General features: G+C 64.5%; 25 protein-coding genes and 1 pseudogene. 14 read left to right on the top strand and 12 right to left on the bottom strand.

The window, feature by feature from the left end; translation table 11 throughout:
- Window positions 1-47: 47 nt before the first annotated feature.
- Window positions 48-728, bottom strand: coding sequence for a thiol:disulfide interchange protein TlpA (gene tlpA, locus HB778_RS10055; RefSeq protein WP_183463487.1), 681 nt, complete (start codon window positions 726-728; stop codon window positions 48-50).
- 37 nt (window positions 729-765) lie between these two features.
- Here tlpA and argH point away from each other — a divergent pair, with 37 nt between their 5' ends.
- The 3 genes from argH to lysA all read left to right on the top strand — a co-directional run bounded on the left by argH (window position 766) and on the right by lysA (window position 3,776).
- A complete protein-coding gene (gene argH / locus HB778_RS10060) occupies window positions 766-2,166 on the top strand; it encodes an argininosuccinate lyase (RefSeq protein WP_183463489.1) in 1,401 nt (466 codons plus the stop codon).
- Between the two features lie 71 nt (window positions 2,167-2,237).
- A complete protein-coding gene (locus HB778_RS10065) occupies window positions 2,238-2,444 on the top strand; it encodes a hypothetical protein (RefSeq protein WP_095199694.1) in 207 nt (68 codons plus the stop codon).
- Between the two features lie 63 nt (window positions 2,445-2,507).
- Window positions 2,508-3,776 (top strand): diaminopimelate decarboxylase, encoded by a 1,269-nt coding sequence (lysA, locus tag HB778_RS10070; RefSeq protein WP_183463491.1) that lies wholly within the window; start codon window positions 2,508-2,510, stop codon window positions 3,774-3,776.
- A 20-nt stretch (window positions 3,777-3,796) separates the two neighbouring features.
- Here the strand turns inward: lysA and HB778_RS10075 are convergent, their stop codons facing one another.
- Complete coding sequence (locus HB778_RS10075; RefSeq protein ID WP_183463493.1) at window positions 3,797-4,099, bottom strand: ArsR/SmtB family transcription factor; 303 nt, start codon at window positions 4,097-4,099, stop codon at window positions 3,797-3,799.
- Window positions 4,100-4,149: 50 nt separating this feature from the next.
- Here HB778_RS10075 and HB778_RS10080 point away from each other — a divergent pair, with 50 nt between their 5' ends.
- The 3 genes and pseudogenes from HB778_RS10080 (at window position 4,150) to HB778_RS10090 (ending at window position 8,225) form a co-directional block, all read left to right on the top strand.
- A complete protein-coding gene (locus tag HB778_RS10080) occupies window positions 4,150-5,091 on the top strand; it encodes a threonine/serine dehydratase (protein WP_183463495.1) in 942 nt (313 codons plus the stop codon).
- Between the two features lie 116 nt (window positions 5,092-5,207).
- Window positions 5,208-7,800: pseudogene (locus HB778_RS10085) on the top strand (TIGR02302 family protein).
- A gap of 53 nt (window positions 7,801-7,853) precedes the next feature.
- A complete protein-coding gene (locus HB778_RS10090; RefSeq protein ID WP_183463497.1) occupies window positions 7,854-8,225 on the top strand; it encodes a glyoxalase superfamily protein in 372 nt (123 codons plus the stop codon).
- Here HB778_RS10090 and HB778_RS10095 read toward each other — a convergent pair.
- Window positions 8,222-9,085: a LysR family transcriptional regulator gene (locus tag HB778_RS10095; protein WP_183463499.1), complete on the bottom strand. Its 864-nt coding sequence runs from the start codon at window positions 9,083-9,085 to the stop codon at window positions 8,222-8,224. The two genes, HB778_RS10090 and HB778_RS10095, sit on opposite strands and share 4 nt — an antisense overlap.
- 220 nt (window positions 9,086-9,305) lie before the next feature.
- Here HB778_RS10095 and HB778_RS10100 point away from each other — a divergent pair, with 220 nt between their 5' ends.
- Window positions 9,306-10,253: a DMT family transporter gene (locus HB778_RS10100; protein ID WP_183463501.1), complete on the top strand. Its 948-nt coding sequence runs from the start codon at window positions 9,306-9,308 to the stop codon at window positions 10,251-10,253.
- On the opposite strand, the gene HB778_RS10105 is transcribed toward HB778_RS10100, so the two are convergent.
- The 3 genes from HB778_RS10105 to HB778_RS10115 form a co-directional block, all read right to left on the bottom strand.
- Complete coding sequence (locus HB778_RS10105) at window positions 10,254-10,625, bottom strand: response regulator (protein WP_179298209.1); 372 nt, start codon at window positions 10,623-10,625, stop codon at window positions 10,254-10,256.
- A 119-nt stretch (window positions 10,626-10,744) separates the two neighbouring features.
- On the bottom strand, window positions 10,745-11,287 hold the full coding sequence (gene hpt / locus HB778_RS10110; RefSeq protein WP_115140607.1) for a hypoxanthine phosphoribosyltransferase: 543 nt from the start codon (window positions 11,285-11,287) through the stop codon (window positions 10,745-10,747).
- Between the two features lie 182 nt (window positions 11,288-11,469).
- Window positions 11,470-12,114: a hypothetical protein gene (locus HB778_RS10115; protein ID WP_183463503.1), complete on the bottom strand. Its 645-nt coding sequence runs from the start codon at window positions 12,112-12,114 to the stop codon at window positions 11,470-11,472.
- A gap of 189 nt (window positions 12,115-12,303) precedes the next feature.
- Between HB778_RS10115 and ftsE the strand changes: the two genes are divergently transcribed.
- The 3 genes from ftsE to HB778_RS10130 all read left to right on the top strand — a co-directional run bounded on the left by ftsE (window position 12,304) and on the right by HB778_RS10130 (window position 14,785).
- Entirely contained in the window at window positions 12,304-12,963 is a 660-nt protein-coding gene (gene ftsE, locus HB778_RS10120; RefSeq protein ID WP_010911739.1) for a cell division ATP-binding protein FtsE, read from the top strand.
- Window positions 12,956-13,948 (top strand): cell division protein FtsX, encoded by a 993-nt coding sequence (locus tag HB778_RS10125; protein WP_183463505.1) that lies wholly within the window; start codon window positions 12,956-12,958, stop codon window positions 13,946-13,948. Before ftsE ends, HB778_RS10125 begins: the two co-directional genes overlap by 8 nt.
- Window positions 13,949-14,059: 111 nt before the next feature.
- Entirely contained in the window at window positions 14,060-14,785 is a 726-nt protein-coding gene (locus HB778_RS10130; protein WP_183463507.1) for a YdcF family protein, read from the top strand.
- Window positions 14,786-14,801: 16 nt separating this feature from the next.
- On the opposite strand, the gene HB778_RS10135 is transcribed toward HB778_RS10130, so the two are convergent.
- Window positions 14,802-15,434 carry a pyridoxamine 5'-phosphate oxidase family protein gene (locus HB778_RS10135; protein ID WP_183463509.1) on the bottom strand — a complete coding sequence of 211 codons (633 nt, stop codon included), beginning with the start codon at window positions 15,432-15,434 and terminating at the stop codon, window positions 14,802-14,804.
- A gap of 35 nt (window positions 15,435-15,469) precedes the next feature.
- Window positions 15,470-15,940: a DUF1348 family protein gene (locus HB778_RS10140; protein WP_183463511.1), complete on the bottom strand. Its 471-nt coding sequence runs from the start codon at window positions 15,938-15,940 to the stop codon at window positions 15,470-15,472.
- A gap of 119 nt (window positions 15,941-16,059) precedes the next feature.
- Here HB778_RS10140 and HB778_RS10145 point away from each other — a divergent pair, with 119 nt between their 5' ends.
- Both HB778_RS10145 and HB778_RS10150 read left to right on the top strand, forming a co-directional pair.
- A complete protein-coding gene (locus HB778_RS10145; protein WP_183463513.1) occupies window positions 16,060-16,962 on the top strand; it encodes a LysR family transcriptional regulator in 903 nt (300 codons plus the stop codon).
- A gap of 114 nt (window positions 16,963-17,076) precedes the next feature.
- Window positions 17,077-17,865: a lysophospholipid acyltransferase family protein gene (locus HB778_RS10150; RefSeq protein WP_183463515.1), complete on the top strand. Its 789-nt coding sequence runs from the start codon at window positions 17,077-17,079 to the stop codon at window positions 17,863-17,865.
- Window positions 17,866-17,884: 19 nt separating this feature from the next.
- Here the strand turns inward: HB778_RS10150 and HB778_RS10155 are convergent, their stop codons facing one another.
- The 3 genes from HB778_RS10155 to HB778_RS10165 all read right to left on the bottom strand — a co-directional run bounded on the left by HB778_RS10155 (window position 17,885) and on the right by HB778_RS10165 (window position 20,195).
- A complete protein-coding gene (locus HB778_RS10155) occupies window positions 17,885-18,511 on the bottom strand; it encodes a LysE family translocator (protein WP_183463517.1) in 627 nt (208 codons plus the stop codon).
- Window positions 18,512-18,601: 90 nt separating this feature from the next.
- Window positions 18,602-19,549, bottom strand: coding sequence for an aldo/keto reductase (locus tag HB778_RS10160; protein ID WP_183463519.1), 948 nt, complete (start codon window positions 19,547-19,549; stop codon window positions 18,602-18,604).
- Window positions 19,550-19,673: 124 nt separating this feature from the next.
- On the bottom strand, window positions 19,674-20,195 hold the full coding sequence (locus tag HB778_RS10165; protein WP_183463520.1) for a gamma-glutamylcyclotransferase: 522 nt from the start codon (window positions 20,193-20,195) through the stop codon (window positions 19,674-19,676).
- 152 nt (window positions 20,196-20,347) lie between these two features.
- Here HB778_RS10165 and HB778_RS10170 point away from each other — a divergent pair, with 152 nt between their 5' ends.
- The gene (locus HB778_RS10170; protein ID WP_183463522.1) at window positions 20,348-21,346 is read left to right on the top strand and encodes a DUF2125 domain-containing protein; all 999 of its coding nucleotides are present in this window, start codon (window positions 20,348-20,350) and stop codon (window positions 21,344-21,346) included.
- A 7-nt stretch (window positions 21,347-21,353) separates the two neighbouring features.
- A complete protein-coding gene (locus HB778_RS10175) occupies window positions 21,354-22,277 on the top strand; it encodes a sugar kinase (protein WP_183463524.1) in 924 nt (307 codons plus the stop codon).
- 5 nt (window positions 22,278-22,282) lie between these two features.
- Here the strand turns inward: HB778_RS10175 and HB778_RS10180 are convergent, their stop codons facing one another.
- Window positions 22,283-23,218: a prephenate/arogenate dehydrogenase family protein gene (locus HB778_RS10180; protein WP_183463526.1), complete on the bottom strand. Its 936-nt coding sequence runs from the start codon at window positions 23,216-23,218 to the stop codon at window positions 22,283-22,285.
- Between the last annotated feature and the right edge of the window lie 34 nt (window positions 23,219-23,252).

A 23,252-nucleotide genomic window follows, 5' to 3' on the forward strand; every position in this document is an offset into this window, starting at 1 on the left:
ACCGAATTCGGTTTTGGGCGACAGGCTGCCGAATACAGGCATGAGGTTCACGAACCGAGTGCCGTCTCGACCAGCCGCCTGGCGTCAGGCCCCGACCATTCGGCCGGGCCGTTCATATGCGCGATCAGGCAGCCTTCGCCGTCGATCAGCATGGTGACGGGAAGGCCGAGCGCCAGGCCGCGCGCCTTGAGGTCGTTGAACAGCGCCACCGTCGAATCCCGGTAGTAGCCGAGCGCCTTGACGCCTGTGTCCTTGAGAAACTTCTTCGGCTTCACATCGTCGCCGGCGTCGACATTGACGGCAACGACCTGAAAGGTATCGCTGCCTTTCTCCTTCTGCAGCGCATCGAGCGCCGGCATTTCGGCACGGCACGGCGCGCACCATGTCGCCCAGAGGTTGAGCAGCACCGTCTTGCCGGCATGGTCGGCGATCGTCATCGGCTTGCCGTCCGGACCATTAAAGGCAAGGCTCTTCATCGACTGCGGCGGATCGGCGGGCAAAAGCGCAGCGACCTCGCCGGTGGCAGCGGCCGCGATCTTCTTGGCGCGGTCGCTCTTGGCGGCGCAGGCGACATCGTCCTTGCTGTCGCCGACCGCCACCTGGGCCGGTGCATTGTTGCCAGACCGGCTCTCGCTGACATATACCGCGACCGCGCCGGCCAGCGCTCCCGCCACCAGGGCGGCGAGGATCAGGCGCGGGGCCGGGAAAAATCTGTTTCCGTCTGCCATTTTCTCAAAACTGCTCCGAAGCACGGGTTTTATAGCGATGAGCGACAAGAAGACCAGCAACCAGATGTGGGGCGGACGATTTGCCTCGGGTCCGGCCGCGATCATGGAAGCGATCAACGCGTCGATCTCGTTCGACCGCAAACTCTACGCGCAGGACATACGCGGCTCGATCGCCCATAGCGAGATGCTGGCGCAAACGGGCATTATTTCGGCGGCCGATCAAGAAAAAATCGCTCACGGCCTGAACACGATCCTGAAAGAGATCGAGGCCGGCAGCTTCGAGTTTTCGACCAGGCTTGAAGACATCCACATGAATGTCGAGGCCCGCCTCGCCGACCTGATCGGCCCGGCGGCCGGCCGCCTGCACACCGCGCGTTCGCGCAACGATCAAGTGGCGGTCGATCTGCGGCTCTGGGTCAAGGACGAGTGCTTCCGCGTCGCCGAGGCGCTGAAGGGGCTCATCACAGCACTGCTGGAGCGGGCCGAGGAGCACGCGGCAACGGTGATGCCGGGCTTTACCCATATGCAGGCGGCGCAGCCGGTGACCTTCGGCCACCACTGCATGGCCTATGTCGAGATGTTTTCGCGCGACCTGTCGCGCGTGCGCGACGCGATCGAGCGCATGGACGAGAGCCCGCTGGGTGCGGCCGCGCTTGCCGGCACCAGCTTCCCGATCGACCGCCACCAGACCGCCAAGGCGCTCGGCTTCCGCGAGCCGATGCGCAATTCGCTGGACAGCGTTTCCGACCGCGATTTCGCGCTGGAGTTCCTCGCCATGGCGGCGATCTGCGGCACGCATCTGTCGCGTCTGGCGGAAGAGATCATCATCTGGTCGACGCCGCAATTCGGCTTCATCAGGCTGTCGGACTCGTTTTCCACCGGCTCCTCGATCATGCCGCAGAAGAAGAACCCGGACGCCGCCGAACTGGTGCGCGGCAAGACCGGCCGCGTCAACGGCCATCTGGTCGGCCTGCTGACGGTGATGAAGGGCATGCCTTTGACCTATGGCAAGGACATGCAGGAAGACAAGGAATCGGTCTTCGACGCCGCCGAGACGCTCGACCTGATGCTGGCGGCGATGACCGGCATGGTCTCGGACATGACGGTCAACGCGGCCGCGATGAAGAAGGCCGCCGGTTCCGGCCACGCGACCGCGACCGACCTCGCCGACTGGCTGGTGCGCACGCTCGGCCTGCCCTTCCGCGAGGCGCATCATGTCACCGGCCGCGCCGTGGCGCTGGCCGAGGAGAAGAAGGTGAGCCTGGAAAAGCTTTCGCTGGAGGACCTGCAGTCGATCAACCCCGGCATCACATCGGATATTTTCTCGGTGCTGGCAGTGCAGAACTCGGTCAAGAGCCGCACCAGTTTCGGCGGCACCGCGCCGTCGGAAGTGAGGAAGCAGATTCGCTACTGGAAAAAGCGACTGGCGAAAGGCTGAGCCAGGGGTGCAATACGCCGAGAACTCGGCTAAAAGCGGCGGCTGACAAAACGTTTCGGACGGATGGATCGATGACCGGAAGCAGGATTTTGGTGACGCTGACGCTGCTGGTGGCGATGGCCGCCGTGACCGCCTGCGGCCGCAAGGCCGGTCTCGACACGCCCTATGAAGCCGCCGAACAGGCGCGCAAGGATGCCGAGAGGGCCAAGCAGCCGCTGCCGCCGGAGCCGGAAAAACCGGTCAAGGACAAGAAGTTCATCCTCGACCCGCTGATCTAGAACCGATCAGACCGGGTTATCTGAACCCGATCTCATCGTGCTCCAACTTCCGGAACCACTCTCGTGAACCATTTCGACTACCGCGACGGCGTGCTGCATGCCGAGGACGTGGCAATCCCCGATATCGCCGCTCAGGTCGGCACGCCGTTCTACTGCTACTCGACCGCCACGCTGACCAGGCACTACCGGGTGTTCGCCCAGGCCTTTGCCGGCCTCGACACGCTGGTCTGCTACGCCATGAAGGCCAATTCCAACCAGGCCGTGCTGCGCACCCTGGCCAAGCTCGGCGCCGGCGCCGACGTGGTCTCGGAAGGCGAGTTGCGCCGGGCGCTGGCCGCCGGCGTCCCGGCCGGCAAGATACTGTTCTCGGGCGTCGGCAAGACCGCGCGCGAAATGGACTTTGCGCTGGAAGCCGGCATCCTGTGCTTCAACGTCGAATCCGAGCCGGAGCTTGAGCTGCTTTCGGCCCGCGCCGTGGCTCTCGGCAAGGTGGCGCCGATCTCGCTGCGCATCAATCCCGATGTCGACGCCAAGACCCACAAGAAGATCTCGACCGGCAAGGCCGAGAACAAGTTCGGTATTGCGTGGCAGCGGGCGCGGCAGGTCTATGCCCGGGCGGCGACGCTTCCGGGCATCAAGATCACCGGCATCGATACCCATATCGGCAGCCAGATCACCGAGTTGCAGCCCTTCGACGACGCCTTCGCCCTGCTGGTCGATCTGGTCGGTGCGCTGCGCGCCGATGGCCATGCCATCGACCATGTCGATCTCGGCGGTGGCCTCGGCATCCCCTACCGCGTCGACAACAACCCGCCGCCTTTGCCCGATGCCTATGCCCAGATCGTCAGGAAGCATGTCACCAAGCTCGGGTTGAAGGTGATGTTCGAGCCGGGCCGGCTGATCGTTGGCAATGCCGGTATCCTCGTCTCCGAAGTGATCTTCGTGAAGGAAGGCGACGCCAAGAATTTCCTCGTCGTCGACGCCGCCATGAACGATTTGATCCGGCCGACGCTCTACGATGCCTTCCACGATATCAGGCCGGTCGTGCAGCCGCCGGCCGACACGCCGCGCATGATGGTCGACGTGGTCGGCCAGGTCTGCGAGACCGGTGACTATCTCGGCCTCGATCGTGACTTGCCCAGGCTGAAGGCCGGCGATCTCGTGGCCGTTTCCACTGCCGGTGCCTATGGCGCGGTGCAGGCCGGCACCTACAACACCCGCCTGCTGGTGCCCGAGGTTCTGGTCGACGGCGACCGTTTCCATGTCGTGCGCCCGCGCCTGACCTATGACGATTTGATCGGGCTGGATTCGGTGCCCGACTGGCTGGCATAGAAGCCGTCTCGCCGGCGGCGCTACAGCCGGTTCTGGATGAGCACTCTGGTGTCGGCGATCCTGTCTTCGTCGCGGCGGTAGAACGTCCATTGCTTGATGCGCTTGGGCCGCAGCAGGCCGGCCTGGGTGAGCACGCGCATATGCTCGGAGAGCGTCGCCTGCGTGATGCCGAGCTTCTCGGCGATCAGCAGCGCGCAAACGCCGTCCTCGACCAGATCGCCGTCGGCCTGGGCTGGGAAATGCGCACGCGGATCCTTGAGCCAGTCGAGGATCTGCAGCCTGCGTTCGTTGGCGATCGCCTTGAAGACATCAACCTCTTGCATTTAGCCATTTTGCCAAGTTACTAATTACTGTCAATCCCGAGGAGATCGCCATGTCGCAGGGCAGCACCGTCACACGCGAACGCATTGCCGCGATGGAACCGCGCATCCGCCCCTATATCAGGCATACACCGGTGCTGCGCGTCGACATGGCCGACTTCGACCGGCCGCCGCTGGCGGTCGATCTCAAGCTCGAATGCCTGCAGCATTCCGGTTCGTTCAAGGCGCGCGGCGCCTTCACCAACCTGCTCGAACGGCCGGTTCCCAAGGTCGGTGTCGTAGCCGCTTCGGGCGGCAACCACGGCGCAGCCGTCGCCTACGCCGCCATGCGGCTTGGCCACAAGGCGACCATCTTCGTTCCCGAGGTCAGCCCGCAGGCCAAGCTGGACCGCATTCGCTTCTATGGCGCCGACCTCGTCGTCGGCGGTGCCCGCTATGCCGAGGCGCTGGCCGCCAGCGAACGTTTCGCAGAGCAAACCGGCGCCTTGCAGATCCACGCCTTCAACCAGGAGGAGACGCTGGTCGGCCAGGGCACGCTCGGGCTCGAGATCGAGAACGACTTGCCTGAGATCGACACGCTGCTCGTCGCCGTCGGCGGTGGCGGCCTGATCGGCGGCATCGCCGCCTGGTATGCCGGCCGCATTCGCATCATCGCCATCGAGCCGGAGGGCGCGCCGACGCTTCATCGCGCCTTCGAGGCCGGCCATCCCGTCGACGCCCCGGCGGAAGGCATCGCCGCCGATTCGCTGGCGCCGAAGCGCGTCGGCGAAATGATGTTCCCGATCGCCGAAGCCTTCGTCGAACGCTCCATCCTGATCAGCGACGACGACATCATCGCCGCGCAGAAGGCGTTGTGGAACCGGGTGCGCATCATCTCCGAGCCGGGCGGAGCTGCCGCCTTCGCCGCGATCCTGTCCGGCCGCTACACGCCGACACCGGGTGAACGCGTCGCCGTACTGGTCTGTGGCGCCAACGCAAACCCCGCCAATTTCTGATTGCAACCACAGCGGCGGGCTTCACGTTTTTTGAAAGCGCCTCGCCTTTGCCGTGTTTGCTGGTATTCTTCGAGTCGTGAGGATCGGGCTATCCCGCCTGATTCCAGGAAGGGCCGATGACGCAACGACCCACCTCTAGCGATCGCGGTCTCGCCGGGCGCCTTGCGCTCAGCCGGCTGGCGACGCGGGTCTCGATGATGGTCGAGCGCGGCTGGCCGTTGCTGCTGCCGCTGATCATTGTCGCCAGCCTGTTCCTGAGCCTCTCCTGGTTCGGCGTTTTCTCGCGGCTGCCTGATGTCGCGCGCATCGGTCTTGTCGCGGCATTCGGCGTGGCAGCGTTGGCGGCGCTCTATCCGTTGCGTTTCTTCCGCTTGCCTGGGGCCGCCGAGGTCGACCGCCGCATCGAGGCCGCCAACAAGCTGCTGCACAGCCCCGTGCTGGTGCAGGCCGACCGCCCTAGCGGCCGGGAAAGCAGCTTCTCGCAGGCGCTGTGGCGCGAACACCAGAAGCGCATGGCCGCCAGGCTCGACAGCCTCGGCGCCGACCTGCCGCGCACCCGCGTGCCGGAGCGCGACCCCTGGGGGGCTGCGCGCCGTGGCGGCGCTGCTGCTCGTCACCGCCTTTGCCTTCTCCTTCGGGCCGACCGGCGGCAGGATAAGCGACGGCTTCAACGCCCACGGCGCGCACGATGCCGTGGCGCCGCGTATCGATGCGTGGGTGACGCCGCCCGCCTACACCGGCAAGCCGCCGATCTTCCTGACCGCCGACGCCAACCAAGCGACGCCAACGTTTCATGTCCCCGAGGGCAGCGACGTCTCCTTGCGCGTCACCGGCGGCTCGGGCGAGGAAACGCTCGCCTATGCCGACAAGGATGGCAATGCACGCACCATCGATCCGGCCGGACCGCAGGCGACCACCGCCAAGCCAGCCGCAAGCCCGGCGGCGCCAACCAAGATACGCCAGTTCACCGGCAAGCTGACCGGCGACGGCACGCTGACGCTGAAATCGGGCGAGGACCAGCTTGGCCGCTGGGCCTTCGCGGTGATCGCGGACAAGCCGCCGCAGATCCGCTTCGTCGGCGAGCCCAAGCGCGCCGCCAACGGCGCCTTTGAACTCAACTACCAGATCGACGACGATTACGGCGCCGCCACCGCCAAGGCGGTCTTCGAACTGGCCGATCCGCTGGCGCCGGGCGCGCATCCACTCTACGGCCCGCCCGAAATGCCGCTGGCGCTGCCGCGCCGCGGCGGTAAGTCGAATGCCGCCAAGACCACCAAGGACCTGACCGAGCATGTCTGGGCCGGCAGCAGCATCAAGCTGACGCTGGTCGCCACCGACGACGCCGGCCACACCGCGTCGAGCGAAACCAAGACGCTGGTGATGCCCGAGCGGCCGTTCGCCAATCCGCTGGCGCGGGCGGTGATCGAACAGCGCCGCCTGTTGGCGCTCGACGCCAATGCCAAGCCCCGCGTGGTTGACCTGATCGACGCCATCACGCTGCGGCCCGAAGACACGTTCGACAACATGTCCCACTACCTCGCCATCATGAGCGCGCGCAGCCGGCTGAAGCTGGCCGGCAACGACGATCAGCTGCGCAGCGAGGTCGCCTATCTCTGGGAAATCGCGCTCGGCATCGAGGAGGGCAACCTCTCGGCCGCCGAGAAGCGGCTGCGCCAGGCGCAGCAGGCCCTGCAGGACGCCATCAAGAACGGCGCCAGCGACCAGGAAATCGAAAAGGCGATGAAGGAACTGCGCGAGGCGATGAACCAGTTCCTGCAGGAATTCGCCGAACGCGCCAAGCAGAACCCGAATGCGCCGCAGATGCAGCAGAACGGCCAGGAACTGCGCCAGAGCGACATCGACCGGATGATGGACCAGATCGAGAATCTGGCGAAATCGGGCGATCGCGACAAGGCGCAGCAATTGCTGTCGCAGCTGCAGGACATGATGAACAATCTCCAGGCCGGCCGTCAGCAGCAGGGCGGTGAGCAGGACAGCCAGATGCGCCAGCAGATGGACAAGCTCGGCGAAATCCTGCGGCGCCAGCAGGAGATGATGAACGACACCTTCCGCATGGACCAGATGCAGCGCGGTGAGCGCCAGCGCGGGGAGAACCGCGACGAGCAACTTGGCCAGGGCGGTGGCGAAGACCAGGACAAGCCAGGCGTTGGCCAGGACCGCGATCCGCTGGCGAGGCCGAAGCCGATGACGCCGCAGGAATTCGCCGATGCGCTGAAGCAGCTGCAGGAAGGCCAGGGCCAGCTGAAAAGCGATCTCGATAAGCTGAAGAAGAGCCTCGAAGGCATGGGCATGGAGCCCAATGAAGGATTTGGCGAGGCCGGCAAGTCCATGGGCAGCGCCGAGCAGGCGCTTGGCGAGGGCCAGGGCGACGAGGCCGTCGGGCACCAGGGCCGGGCGCTCGAGGCGCTGCGCAAGGGCGCCAAGGACATGATGAAGCAGATGCAGGCCATGCAGGGCGACCAGGGCGGCAGCCAGGAAGGCGGGCGTCAGCAGAATGCCGACCGCGACCCGCTCGGCCGGCCGCGCGCCAGCCAGGGTCCGGATTTCGGCGATTCGGTGAAGGTCCCCGACGAGATCGACGTCCAGCGCGCGCGCCAGATCCTGGAAGCGATCCGCAAGCGGCTCGGCAACGCGCTCAGCCCCGATATCGAGCGCAGCTATCTCGAACGGCTGCTTGAGCTGAAATAGAGACCGCCGCCCCCAAGCCCTGCCCCGACCCCCTCTCGAACGGTTGCAACACCATGCCGAAGCTCGGTACCGTCACGCCCATCCTGCGCATCTTCGATGTTGCCAAGGCGCATGAATTCTACCTCGATTTTCTCGGTTTCGAAGTGCAGTTCGAACACCGCTACGAAGACAACACGCCGCTTTACACAGGCATTTATCGCGACGGCTGCGTCTTGCATCTGAGCGAACATCATGGCGACGGCGCGCCGGGTTCTCATCTCCGGATCGAGACGACCGACATTGCGGGACTCCACCACGAGTTGACCGAAAGAAAGTACCGCTTTGCCAGGCCGGGGTTGGAGGAGACGCCTTGGAAGACGAAGGAGGTCACGGTCGCCGACCCGTTCGGCAACCGCCTGACCTTCTATGAGGATGTGAGGGGCTAACCTGACCGGTTGACGAACGCCTCGCGGATCGCCTCCTGCATGCCGTCGATCGCCTCGCCTGACGCGTTCGGGCTGCGATGCATCACCACATTGGAGGAATCGATGTCGCCGAACCCGTCTGCCGACGTCAGTTCGCGGCAGCCGTCCGGGATGTTGCTGCGCGAGATCGGCGCGATCGCCAGCCCGGAGGTGACGGCAAGCTTCAGGCCGCCGGTGGTGTCGCTGGTATAGGCGACACGGTAGGCAAGACCGCGCTGCTCCAGCGATTTTATGGCAAAGTCCTTGCACCAGCTGACCCGGTTGTAGAGCGCGATCGGCACCGGCCGTTCCTCGTGCATGTGATGCAGCGTCGACGTCACCCAGACCGTCGGGTCGTGCATCAGCACTTCGCCGCCGGCCGGATCCTGCCATTCGAACACCACGCACAGATCAAGCTCCCCGGCGGCGAGCGCCGCCAGCTGCGCCTCCGAATGCGCGTAGCGCACGGTGACCTCGACCTTGGTGTGGCGTTTCGAGAATGCGCCCAGCGCGCGCGACAGGATGGCGTGGCCATATTCCTCCGGAATGCCGATACGCACCGGTCCGCCGAGCGGCGGCGCCGCCATCGACGCCGCCGTTTCGTCGAGCAGCGAGACGATGCGGCGGGCGTTGACGATGAGTTCGCCGCCACGCCGCGTCAGCGCGACACCGCGCGAGCCGCGCTCGAACAGGCTGTCGCCGACCAGCTCTTCGAGTTTCTTCATCTGCATCGATACGGCCGACTGTGTGCGGCCGGCCTGCTCGGCCGCCCTGGTGAAATTGCCGGCCTCGGCGATGGCGACAAAGGTACGCAGCAGATCGCTGTCGAGGGTTGGGCGCATGAAAATCCATCATAAGCAGATTTGATTGCTGGCATCATTCCAATTCGTTTGCAACATGTCAAACGGGGGACGATAGTCGCCATACCCATTGGATATGCGGCTGCGAAATCAGCCGCGGACCAATCAAAGAGTCCTCACTCGTGCCCGCTGCCCGAAACGGTGGCGGGTTCTTTTTGATCCGAATGCGCTTCGGGTCACACGCGCAGGAGCCGGTACGCAGATGCAGAATAGGATGGTGCGCGGCATCCTGAGCCTATGTCTGGGCGTGCTGGTCTTCTCGCTGCAGGACCCGCTCGTCAAGGCCGTATCGAGCGGTTACCCGGTGACCGAGGTGATGGCGATCCGCTCGATCATCGCCTTACCGATCCTGATCGTTCTCGTCCATGCCGATGTCGGGCTGCGGGCAATCCTATCGAAGCGGTTCGGCCTGCTGACGATCCGCGCCTTCATTCAGTTCACCTCCTACACGGTGTATTATCTGGCCATCGCCGCGCTGCCGCTGGCCGATGCGGTGGCGCTCTATTTCATGGCGCCGCTGTTCATCATGGCGCTGGCCGGCCCCTATCTCGGCGAACGCGTCTCCTGGCAGACGCTGGCGACGGTGCTGATCGGACTGCTTGGCGTCGTCGTGATGGTGCGCCCCGGCGCCGGCCTGTTCGACTGGGCGGCACTCCTGTCGCTAGGCTCGGCGGCGCTTTACGGCTTCTCGCAGCTGATGGCGCGTAAGATCGGCGATACAGAATCGTCCACCGTCATGGCCTTCTATCAGAACGGCGCCTATCTCGTCGGCGCCGCGGTCGTTGCCGGCACATTCCATCTGGCCGGAATAACCCACGCCATTCACCCCAGCGTCGAATTCCTGGTGCGGCCGTGGATATGGCCGACGCTGCCGGATTTCCTCAAGATGGCCGCCTGCGGTTTCGTCGCCTCCGCCGGCATGATCCTTCTCTCGCAGGGCTACAGGCTGGCGCCGGCCAATCGCGTCGCCACCTTCGAATACACCGGCATTCTGTGGTCGCCGCTCTGGGGTTTCCTGGTCTTCGCCGAAGTGCCCAGGTCAACGACCGTCATCGGCGCGGCCCTGATCATCGGCGCGGGCCTGCTGGCACTGAACATCGGACGGCGCGTGAGTACAGCGCCGGTGCTTGCCGTCAGAGATCCAGCCTGATCAAGCGAAACAGATCAGCGCCCGTTCAACGCGCGATCGGATTTCGGCCAGCGTGAACGGCTTTTGCACGACATCGAGGATGATGCCGTCCAACTCCTCGGCGCGCTCGCGCTGGTCGGCGTAACCGGTCATCAGCATGATCTTCATCGCCGGGAAAAGGGCTGCCGCCGCGATCGCCATCTCGATGCCGTCCATCTCCGGCATGCGGATGTCGGAGACGACGAGATCGTAACCGCCATGCGCGGCGCGGATCAGCGCCAGGCCTTGGGCGCCGTCGGCGGCGATATCGATTGCGTGGCCGGCGCGTTCAAGCGCACGGGCAGCGAGGGTACGGACGGATTCATCGTCCTCGACGATCAGAAGCTTTGCCATGGCCGGCAATTTGGCCGCGAAAAGTTGACTTTTTCTGAAAGGACCCAGCACCTGACCGGGCTAATTTTTCCGGCGCCGTTAAGGCCTTTTTCAGAACTTGCCGGAGCGAGGCAGTGGCCTCACGCATCGCCCTTGACGACACCCACGAACGGCAGTTCGCGGAAGGCGTGCGCGACGTCCATGCCGTAACCGACGACGAAATAGTCGGGGCAATCGAAGCCGACATAGTCGGCGGTGAGCGCGGTCTGGCGGCGCATGCGCTTGTCGAGCAGCACGGCGATGGAACAGCTTTTTGCGCCGCGCGACAGCATCAGGTCGCGGGTGAAGGTCAGTGTCTTGCCCGATTCCAGAATGTCGTCGATCAGCAGCACGTCGCGGCCGGCGACCTCATTGTCGATGTCGCGCAACACCCTGACCTCGCCGCTGGTGGTGCCGGCGCCGTAGCTGGAAATGAAGATGAACTCGACCTCCGGCGACAGACCGACATCGTGCATAGCGCGGATCAGGTCGGCGGCGAAAATGAACGAGCCCTTCAGCACCGAAATCACCAGCAGATCATGGTAATCGTGCTCGGCAATCTCCTTGGCGAGTTCGAGATTGCGGCGCGCGATCGCCGATGCCGAAAACAGGACTTCGATGTCCTTGTCGCGTACGATTGGCATTTTTCGCCCCTCAAGTTTTTACCCAGACGCCTTCACACCGAGCGTGTGTTGAGATTCAGGTCAGGCCGAGCCGAAAACGGTGGTTCGCGAGAACCGGAGCGGAGCGTACTTTTCGTACGTGAGCACCGGAAGCGCAGGGAACCGCCGTTTGCAGGCCGGCCTCACCTGAATATCGACGCACGCTATTCGGCGAAGGTGACCAACACAGTCCTTACGCCGTTCTTAGGCAGGTCGAGCCGGCTGGCAAAGCCGAATCTTTCGCCCGATGCCAGCGAATGGCCGGATGTCCCCAACGTATAACGGGTTGTGCGTCCGTCATTGCCGGTAACCCGGATTTCGAGCGGCGGCATTGTCGCCGGCCCCGTCCCGTCATTGGCTGCCTCGCCATCGACGAACAGCACCGGATTGGCCCCCGAGGCGTCGACGTGCGAGGTGACGCCTGAAATGGTCAGCGCCGACGCTTGAGCGCCGGACAGGAACGGCGCCTGGCGCACCAGCGCATGGCCGCCGGAGACCCAGAAGGCGGCCAAGGCGGCACCAATGCCGGCGATCCAGAAAATCGGCCCGCCGCGCGCGGCCGGCGGCCGTTCCGCCGGTGGTTCCGGCTTGCGCAGCATGTCCATGCCCTCGATGGACGGCGTGACAATCAGGCGCGGCGGCGGTGAAACGCTTTCCACGGTAGGGGCAAGGCGCGGCATCACTTCATAGTCGGCATCGACGATATCGGCCGCCGGGCCGCGCACGATCCGGTCCACCATGGCAATTGCCGGTGGATCGGTCATGATTTCGCCGGAAACCGGGCGCGCGGTTCGTTCGTCAGCCATCATGGCCCCGTATTGCGCGTGTTCGCTTTTCGTTTCTTTTGCGTAAACAAAAATGGTTAACGCTTCCCCACCGGAGCCCTCGTGACGCGCCGAAACAACCCAGAAATTAACCGCCGGTTAACCATGCCGGCCGATGGTCTTTTTCTCAGAACAGGCAGGCTCTGTGCTGCCAGGAATTTCAGGTCGTCGAAATTGATTCGCTTCGAAAATGTCGGCCTCCGCTATGGCATGGGTCCGGAAATCCTCCGCGACATCTCCCTGCATATACCGGAGCGCTCCTTCCAGTTCCTGAGCGGCCCTTCGGGCGCCGGCAAAACGACGTTGCTGCGCCTTTTGTTCATGTCACTGAAGCCGACACGCGGGCTGATCACTATTTTCGGCAAGGACCGCTCGCGCATCTCGCGCACCGAACTGCCGCACCTGCGCCGCCGCATCGGCGTGGTGTTCCAGGATTTTCGCCTGCTCGACCACATGACCACCTATGAGAATGTCGCGCTGCCGCTGCGCGTGCGCGGGCGCGAGGAAGCAAGCTACCGCACCGATGTCACCGAGCTGTTGAAATGGGTGGGGCTGGGCGAGCGCATGCATGTGCTGCCGCCGGTGCTTTCGGGCGGCGAGAAGCAACGCGCCGCCATCGCCCGTGCCCTGATCGAACAGCCGGAGATCCTGCTCGCCGACGAACCGACCGGCAATGTCGACCCGCCGCTGGCGCGGCGCCTGCTCAGGCTGTTCATCGAACTCAATCGACTGGGCACCGCCGTGGTGATTGCCACCCATGATCTTGGCCTGATGGAACAGGTCGACGCGCGCCGCATGATCCTGGCCGGCGGAAGGCTGGACATCTATGACTGACCTGTCCGCCGAACATCTTGAAGAGCATGAGCAGGACGCCGAGGCGGCCGAGGCAAGGCCGCGCGCTCAGCGTCGGATGGCGCCGATCGTGCCGGCGCAGAACATCGCCGGCCGGGCGCTCGTCCTGGTCATCGCCATCATGACCTTCCTGTCTTGCCTGACTTTCGGCGCGGTGACGCTGGTGCGTGACACCGCTTCGGTCTGGGAGAACCAGATCTCGCGCGAGGCGACGATCCAGATCAAGCCGGCGGACGGCCTCGATATGGAGGCCGCCCTTGCCCAGGCCTCGCAGATTGCTGGCGAATTCCCTGGCGTGAAGTCGACAAGGATCATCGACCGCGAGGCGACCGCCAGGCTGCTGGAGCCATGGCTCGGCTCTGGTCTCAACATCGACGAGCTGCCGGTGCCGCGCCTGATCATCGTCACCATCGACGAGAACAGCCCGCCCGACTTCGCCGCCATGCGCGCCGCGATCACGCCGAAACTGCCGAGCGCGTCGCTCGACGATCACCGCACCTGGGTCGACCGGCTGGTGGCCATGGCTCGCACCACGGTGACCATCGGCATTGCCGTGCTGGCCCTGATGCTGTCGGCGACCGTGCTGACCGTTGTCTTCGCGACCCGCGGTGCCATGGCCGGCAATGGCCACATCATCGAGGTGCTGCATTTCGTCGGCGCCGAGGCGGCCTTCATCGCGCGCGAATTCCGCCGCCATTTCCTGGTCACCGGCATGAAGGGCGCGGCTGCCGGCGGTGCGGCGGCGGTCCTCGTTTTCATCGTCTTTTCCTGGTGGTCGTCGCGCAACATGGCGACGCCGCAGGCCGACCAGGCAACCGCTTTGTTCGGCAATTTCGCCATCGGTTCGGCGGGCTATCTCGGCGTCGTCCTGATGGTTCTGGTGATCGGCGCGCTGACGGCGGCGACCTCGCATGCCACCGTCGTCACCTATCTCAGCGATATCGACGTTCGCCAACCCGAAGCATGAAAAGGGGGCCTGCCTTGGCGGGGATGGAAGCAAAGTGATCACGGATGGAGAACCGGCGTAACGCAAATTGCGTCTTTTACCTACCAAAGGCCGCATTTCGGGATTAACCATATGGCCATGGACGTGCGGGATTCGACCGGGACGGTTGGACAGATGCCAGTGGTGGTTGCGCGTCTGCGTGACCACAGCGCGATTAGCCGTTTAAAGACCGCACTGCGGATATCCGCGCTCTCCCTCCTCGTCCTTGCAACATTGTTTGCCGGCGGTTTCGGCTGGTTCGCCAACAAGGTCGCCCATCTGACAACGCCCGCCAATCCGGAGAAGGCCGATGCCATCATCGTGCTCACCGGTGGCCAGTCGCGCCTCGACGCCGCGATGGATCTGCTGGCGTCCGGCAAGGGCGAGCGGCTGTTGATCAGCGGCGTGCATCCTTCCGCCAGCCGTCGCCAGCTTCAGGTCGCGACCGGCGGCGACAAGAAGCTGTTTTCCTGCTGCGTCGACATCGACCGGGCCGCGCTCGACACGATCGGCAATGCCGAGGAAAGTGCCAAATGGGTCGAAAGCCATGCGTATGGCACCGTGATCCTCGTCACCAACAACTACCACATGCCGCGCAGCCTGCTGGAAATGGGCCGCCTGCTGCATGGCGCCAAGCTGGAACCCTATCCAGTGGTCAATTCCAACCTCGACAATGGCGGCTGGCTGACCAAGCCGCGGGCGCTGCGCGTGCTGTTCACCGAATACACCAAATATCTGCTGGCGCTGGCGCGCGGCATCGTGCCGGTGAAGCAGACGCCCGACGGGCTGGCACTGGCCGAGACCGCGGCCGGCGGCTGAACCCCTCGCCGCATCATCATTCCTTGTCGGCCTGCTTTGACGCCGCCTTCAGCCGCATGACCTCCTGCTCGAGCTGTTGAATGCGCCTGTCCCGCTCGCCAAGCGCTGCAGCCACGTCAGCCGCCTCGAAGCGCTGCGGGATGTGTTGCGGGCAGTTGGAATCCCAGGCCGAGACGGTGAACAGGATGACCTGTTCAGGCCGCGCCTTGTAATCCCCAGGCATCAGCTTCGCCATCAACTCAGCATCGCCTTCGACGACGCGCGCCGTACCCCAGATCTTGATGCGCTGGCGCAGCATGTAGTCGATCAGAAACAGGAAGGCGCGTGGATTGTCCGCCAGATTGCCCTGCGTGATGAACTGCCTGTTACCGGAAAAATCGGCGAAGCCGATGGTCTTTCCGTCCAGCACCTTGAGAAAGCCGGCCGGACCGCCGCGATGCTGGATATAGGGCTGGCCATCGCCATTGGCCGTCGACAGGAAGATGCTGGTCTGCATCTCGATGAAGGCGGCAAGGTCCGGTGTGATGACGGCCTGCCAGCCACCACGCTCCTCGACGCGGGCGTAAGACTGGCGCGAACCCTTGCGCGCCTGGATCGCCTTGACGGTCGGCGTGAAGGCGACGTCACTGGTGAAAGCATGCGCGTTCATCGAAACCTCCTTGCTCGGCGCCGGTTTTTCCAGTTTTAAAGCCCGAGCTCCGACAATGTTGGATGGTCATCCGGGCGGCGCCCGAGCGGCCAATGGTACTTGCGGTCAGCCTCGCTGATCGGCAGGTCGTTGATGCTGGCGATGCGCAGGCGCATCAGCCCGTGCTCGTCGAACTCCCAGTTCTCGTTGCCATAGCTGCGGAACCAGGAGCCGCTGTCGTCGTGCCATTCATAGGCGAAGCGCACGGCGATGCGATTGCCGTGAAACGCCCAGACCTCCTTGATCAGCCGGTAGTCGAGTTCGCGGCTCCATTTGCGTGTCAGGAAGGCCTGGATGGCATCGCGGCCTTGCAGGAATTCGGCACGGTTGCGCCAGCGGCTGTCGGTCGTATAGGCGAGCGCGACCCGTGCCGGATCACGCGAATTCCAAGCATCCTCGGCCATCCGCGCCTTCTGCGCTGCGGTCTCGGCGGTGAAAGGCGGAAGCGGCGGGCGGCTTTCAGACATAGGAACTCCTTTGATTGGCCATGCTGCAGACCAAGGCCGTGCTCGAGATATAAATCCTTCCATTCCTGAAATGCAGATGACATATTTGCAACCAGTCCTTCCATTTTCCGGAAGAAGCTATGGATCGTCTTGAAGCCATGTCGCTCTTTGTCGCCGCGGTGGAGGCTGGCAGCCTTTCCGCCGCGGCCCGCCGTTTCGGCATTCCGCTCGCGACGGTCAGCCGCAAGATTTCGGATCTGGAACGCCATCTCAACACCCGGCTGCTGAACCGCTCGACGCGCCGGCTGACGCCGACCGATGCCGGCGAGGCTTATCTTGCCGCCTGCCGCCGCATCCTCGATGACGTTGGCGAGGCTGAACGCGCGGCGGCGGGCGAATACAGCGCTCCGACCGGTGAATTGGCCATCACCGCGCCGGTCGTGTTCGGTCGTCTCCATGTGCTGCCGGTCGTCACCGGCTTCCTCGCGGCCTATCCCGACGTGGACATCCGCCTGACCCTGGCGGACCGCATCACCCAGCTTGTCGAGGACCATTTCGATCTTGCACTGCGCATCGGCCACTTGCCCGATTCCAGCCTTGTCGCCATTGGCGTCGGCTCGATCCGCCGCGTCGTCTGCGCCAGTCCGGCCTATCTGGCCGAACACGGCACGCCCACCACCCCCGATGATCTAAGCACCCACAATTGCATCACCTTCGAGGGACTTTCCTCCGCCGCCCCATGGGGCTTTACCAGAGGCAAGACGGAAGTCACGGTTCAGGTCCGCTCGCGGCTTCAGGTCAACACCGCCGAGGCGGCGATCGATGCCGCGATTGCCGGCGTCGGGCTGACAAAAGTGCTTTCCTATCAGGTCGATGCCGCCGTGCGGTCCGGCATGCTGCGCATCCTGCTGCAAGAGTTCGAGCCGGAACCGTGGCCGGTGAGCCTGGTGCGTGCGGGCCACGGCCTGCTGCCGGTCAAGCTGCGCGCCTTCCTCGATTTCGCGGCACCGCGCCTGAAGGAGCGGCTGGCGCAATTGGGCTAGCGTGCCTGCGATGGCGTGGGCCGTGCTTCAGCATCGGTCGGAACGCGCTTCGGCCATTTCCTTTTTCCCCGCGCTTGGTGTAACCAACGCACACTTCCTCACCGGACCTCCCCCATGCTCTATGTCAGATCGCTGGCGTTCAACTTCGTCTTCTACGTCAATCTGATCGTCCAGATGATCCTCTGGACCCCGTATTATTTCCTGTCGCCCCGCCACCGTGCCTGGTTCGTGCCGAAATTCTGGTCGCGCAGCTGCATGTGGCTCTATGACAAGATCGCCGGAACCAAGAACGACATCACCGGGCAGGAGAATCTCCCCGAGGGCTCCTTCATCCTGGCGCCCAAGCACCAGTCGTTCTGGGACGCGATCGCCTTCTTCCCTTTCCTTGAGGACCCGCTCTACATCCTCAAGCGCGAACTGACCTGGATCCCGTTCTTCGGCTGGTACATCATGAAGATGCGCATGATCCCGGTGGATCGCGGCAGCCGCTCCAAGGCCTTGAAGGCTGTGGTCACGGCGACCAAGGCAGAGATGGCGCGCAACCCACGCCAGCTGATCATCTATCCCGAGGGCACACGCCGGGCGCCGGGCGACGAGCCGGCCTACAAATACGGTATCGTCGAGATCTACGCACAGCTTGGCGTTCCGGTGGTGCCGGTCGCCCATGTCGCCGGCCTCTATTGGCCGCGCCGCAAGTTCCTGCGCTACCCCGGCACGATCAAGGCGCGTTTCCTGCCGCCTATCCCACCAGGCCTCGGCAAGGACGAGTTCATGGCGCGGCTGATCGGCGAGACGGAAGCCGCTTGCGACCAGATGCTCGTCGAGGCATCCCGCGCCCCCAACCCTCCGGCCTTCCCGCCGACCGCGGTGAAGCGGCTGCGGGAGCTCGGCGCGAAGGCCTGAAGGCCCTCAGGCCGAGCAATCAGCCGTAGACAGCCAGCACCGTGGTCAGCACCAGCGTCGCGGCGAAGACCAGATTGATGATGCGCGAGGCGACAGGCCTGCGCAGGAAGCGCGCGAACGCCGCACCGGCAAGCAGCCACACGGCATGGATGACAACGATCATTCCTGCCAGAACCGTCAGCTTCAGCCATAGGCCGAGGTCAGCACCGCCCTGGTTCGACGAGGCGCCGGCAAAGACGGCGGCGATCGCTACATAGGCTTTCGGGTTGGCGACCGCCAGCAGAAATCCGGCCAGCCAGGTCGGGCGCGAAGCCTCGGCCGTGCGCGCGGCCAGCGGCGGCGCCGTGGCGATCCTGAAAGCGAGATAGAGGATGTAGGCGGCGGACGCGACAACCAGCACCGGCGCCAGCCTCGGCATTGAGGAAAGCACCGCCATGATCCCGGTCGCCACGACCAGCAAGACGGCGGTCGTGCCAACAACGATCCCGCAGGTATAGCGCAGCGAATCGCGCAGGCCGAAGGCGGCGCCGACAGCGGTGACGCTTATCGTTGCCGGACCTGGACTGCCCATGACCACCGTGGCGGCAAGCACCAGGGCGAGCAGCGGTCGCCAAAGCTCCGGCTGCGAAAGAAGCGGCTCCGTCATTGCACCCTCTGTCTTGCCTCGAGCGCAGGACGCTATGGCAAGACAGGAGGGTGGTCTTGGACGTTCGTGCGTATCGCGATGGCCGAGGCTTCAGCCGCTCGCCTTGTCGAGTTCGGCCATGTCGTCAGCGGTCAATTTCAGCGATGCCGCCTTGATCAGGCTGTCCATCTGCTCAGGCTTGGTCGCGCTGGCGATCGGTGCGGTGACGCCTGGCCGCGCAATCGCCCAGGCAAGCGCCACTTCCGCCTGCTTGGCCGAATGCCTCGCCGACACCGCGTCGAGTGCGGCCAGGATGCGCATGCCGCGCGCGTTGAGATAGTCCTTCACCCCGCCGCCGCGTGAACTTTGGCCAAGATCGGTCTCGCTGCGGTATTTGCCGCTTAGGAAACCCTTGGCCAGGCTGAAATAGGTGATGACGCCGATATCCTCGGCCACGCAAAGATCGCGCAACGGCCCATCGAAGGACGAGCGGTCGTAGAGATTGTATTCCGGCTGCAAAACCTCATAGCGCGGCAGGCTGCGCAGGCTCGCCACATCGAGTGCGGCGCGCAACTGACCGGCGTCGAGGTTCGAGCAGCCGACATGGCGGACCTTGCCCTTGGCGAGCAGTTTTTCGTAGGCGCCGAGGGTTTCCTCATAGGGCGTGGTCGGATCGGGCCAGTGCGACAGATAGAGGTCGATGATATCGGTCTGCAGCCGCTTCAGCGATGCATCGACGGCCTTTTCGATATAGGCGGCGGAGAGGTCCTTGTGCCCCTGCCCCATATCCGAGCCGACCTTGGTGATCACCACGACCTTGTCGCGGTTGCCACGGTCCTTCATCCAGCTGCCGATAATGGTTTCGGATTCGCCGCCCTTGTTGCCCGGCACCCAGCGTGAATAGGCGTCGGCCGTATCGATGGCGTTGAGGCCGCCCCCGACGAAGCGATCGAGCAGGTCGAAAGAGGTTTTCTCGTCGGCGGTCCAGCCGAAGACGTTGCCGCCCAGAACCAGCGGCGCGATGGAAAGGTCGGTGCGACCGAGACGGCGTTTTTGCAAGACGGATCTCCGTGGTGATTTGGACCGGGCGGAATGCCGCCCGCTGGCTGGGTTCGGAGCCTAAGCTAGGTCTTGCCGCGTCGAGGTCAAAGGCCTGGCCACCTTTTTCCGCAGAGCCAGCGCTTCACAAAGGCGCTATCCCCCGTGCCACTTCTTCAAGCCAATGGTCGCGGATGCCTAGCGCTTGCAGATGCTTCAGCGTGCTGAGCACATAATCCTCATTGTCGCCGGATTGGCCGATTGCGCCGCGCACCACCGCCGCCGCATGCGCAGCGTCCAGCGCGCCGGCATATTGCTCATGCTTGCGGTCGACGATGTAGGCCACCGCTTCGACCGTGCCGCCGCCGACGAGGCGGACTTTGAGCGTGCGCTCGAGATAGACTGATGTGACCAGCTCGCGTTCGCGCAGATAGGCGATGACCTCGTCGCGCAATTCCCCAGGCACACGGAAAGCCAGGCCGACGCAGGAGCCGCCATGGTCGAGGCCGAGCACCAGGCCGGGTCGCTGGCGCGTGCCGCGGTGCACGAAGGAATAGACACAGAGCGAGCGGCGATAGCCATGCAAATGGGCGCGCCGCGTCTCGACATGCGCAAAACCCGGCCGCCAGATCAGCGACCCATAGCCAAACACCCAAAAATCGCCCATATCGCCGCGCCTGATTGCAAAAAGAATGGCACCACCACACCGGAACCGGTGTTTTTTCCGTCCGTCCCCGGCTACCTATTCGCCAATGTCTACCTGGTTGTCGGAATTGAAGGTCCGTCCACCAACATCCATGCGTTAATGAGAGCCAAAGCATGACGTCAAGTGACGAACGCCAACCAAAGCCCCGCCGCGGCCTGTTCTGGCTTGTGGCGTTCATCGTTGTGCTGTTCGCAATCTACAGCGGTGGCTGGTTCTACCTGGCCAACCGGGTCAGGGCTGAGGCCGACAAGGCGGTTGCCACGCTCAACAAGAGTGGCATCCAGGCTGGCTGCGCCAATCTCGAGGTCAGCGGCTACCCCTTGAGCTTTACCGTCTCCTGCGACAACCTCGCCTATGAGGACGACGCCAGGAACATCGCGGCCTCGGCCGGCTCCTTCAATGCCGTCGCCCAGATCATCCAGCCTTTGTCACCGGTCGCCGATCTGCGCGGTCCGCTCAGGACCTCCGTCCCCGGCATGGTGCCGCTGTGGATCGACTGGGACAATCTGCAGGCCAAGGTCAAGCTGTCATGGCCGCTGCCGCAGCGCATCGCGCTGCAGGCTGAAGGGCTGTCCGGCCAGACCGATCCGGCCGACGACACCGATCCGGTGGAATTGTTCAGCGCCGGCAGGGCGGCCGGCCAGCTGCAGCCCAACGGTCAGGACGTCGACTATGTCGGCAGCTTCACCGATCTGGAGATCGACCCGGATGCGATCGGCGGGCGCGTGCTGCCGGCGCTCGATGCCAGCGGCGACGCCACGCTGAAGAATGGCGTCGCGCTGATCGGAACGCAGGTGAAGAGCCTGCGCGGCCAAAGGATAGAGATTCGCAACCTCGATCTGTCCTCCGGCACGGCGCGGGTCACCGTTTCCGGACCGCTGTCGGTGGACGCTGAGGGTCTGGTCGACGCCGATCTGATGATCCGGATCAAGGATCCCAAGGCCGTGGCCTCCATCCTGGCCGGTGCGATACCGGAGCAGAAGAATGCGATCGAACAGGGCTTTGCCGCTCTCGCCATGCTCGGCAGCGAACCGTCGATGCCGCTGAAGGTGGTCAAGGGCAAGGCCTCGCTCGGCTTCATCCCGCTCGGCAAGATCAAGCCGGTGCAATAGCGCGGTCATGGCAAGACCTGTAAGGCTCCTGAGTGTCGGCGCGCTGACGCTGGACACCATCCTGCGTGTCGAGACGCTGCCGACGCATCAGGGAAAGTTCATTGCCGCCGACGGTGTCCAGATCGCCTCGGGCATGGCCACGAGCGCTGCCTGCGCCGCGCATCGCCTGGGCGCCGAGGTGTCTTTGTGGGCGAGCGCCGGCGACGATCCCATCGGCGATCAGCTGATTGCCGGGGTCGAGGCTGAGGGTGTCGATTGCAGCTATGTCCGCCGCGTCAGTGGCGCACGCTCGGCACTTGCCTCGATCCTGGTCGATGCGCATGGCGAGCGCATCATCGTGCCTTTCTATGACAGCCTCGCCCAGACCGATCCCGGGACGCTGCCCTTCGCAGACATCACGGCATTCGATGCCGTGCTGGTCGACGTGCGCTGGCCGGGTGCCGCGGCCCTTGCCCTCAAGGCGGCGCACGCTGTCGGCCGGCCGGCAATCCTCGATGCCGACACCGCGCCGCTGGCGGTTCTGGAGCAATTGTTGCCACTGGCCACACACATCGTCGCCTCCGAGCCGGCAGTCCGCATCATATGCGGCCAGGCGCTGGATCTGGAAACCGCTTGCACCGACATGGCTTCCCGCACCGACGCATTCGTCGCGATCACCGGCGGCGCGGCAGGTACCTGGTGGTTCGATCGGGCAGCGGGATCATCCCGTCATGTCGCGGCGCCAAGAATCAAGGCAGTCGACACGCTCGCCGCCGGCGATGTCTTTCACGGCGCCTTTGCTGTCGGACTGGCGGAAGCCATGCCGGTCGAGCAGGCCCTGCGTTTCGCCAGTGCCGCCGCCGCGCTGAAATGCCTGCGCTTCGGCGGTAGGCTCGGCGCACCGGACCGGGCCGAGACACTGGCGATGGTCGCGGCGACCTGGCCCACCTGACAGGTTTAAGTTTTCGCGGGGTGTTCTACGGCCTGACGGCCGAAATCGGGCGCGTCGATGTCCTGGCCAGCCTCGATGATCGAGCGGCGCACCGCCCGGGTGCGGGTGAACAGGTCGAACAGCTTGTCGCCGTCGCCCCAGCGGATCGCCCGCTGCAGGAACGCAAGATCTTCCGAGAACCGCGCCAGCATCTCCAGGATGGCGTCCTTGTTGTGCAGGCACACATCCCGCCACATGGTCGGATCGGAGGCGGCCAGACGCGTGAAATCGCGAAAGCCGGAGGCGGAATATTTGATGACTTCGGTCTTGGTCACCGATTCCAGATCGTCGGCGGTGCCGACGATGTTGTAGGCGATGATGTGCGGCAGATGCGAGACGATGGCGAGCGTCATGTCGTGATGCTGGGGATCCATCGTATCGATGTTGGCGCCGCAGCGGCGCCAGAATTCCGACAGTTTCTCAAGCGCATCCGGATCCGTGTCCGGCAACGGCGTGAAGATGCACCAGCGATTGTCGAACAAATCGGCGAAACCGGCATCCGGGCCGGACTTTTCCGTACCCGCCAGCGGATGGCCGGGAATGAAATGGACGCCGCCAGGCACATGCGGCTGCATCTGCGCGATGACGGAGGCTTTGGTCGAGCCGACATCGGTAAGGATGGCGCCCTTCTTCAGCGCCGGTGCGATCTCCTCGGCCACCGCGCCGGACGAGCCGACGGGCACCGAGACGATGACCAGATCGGCATCGCGGACCGCTTCCTTGGCATCGGTCGTGTGGGAATCGCCCAGCCCAAGCTGCTGCGCCCGCGCCAGCGTCGCGGCGCTGCGGGTGGAAATGGCGACGTGGCCGGCCAGGCCCTCGCGGCGGATGACGCGGGCCAGCGACGAGCCGATCAGGCCGATGCCGACCAGCGCGATCTTTTCAAACATCGGTGATGTCATGGTGTTCCAGCTTTCGGGCTTTCCCAGCTTTCGG

The sequence above is a fragment of the Mesorhizobium huakuii genome (assembly GCF_014189455.1).
Taxonomy (GTDB): Bacteria; Pseudomonadota; Alphaproteobacteria; order Rhizobiales; family Rhizobiaceae; genus Mesorhizobium; species Mesorhizobium huakuii_A.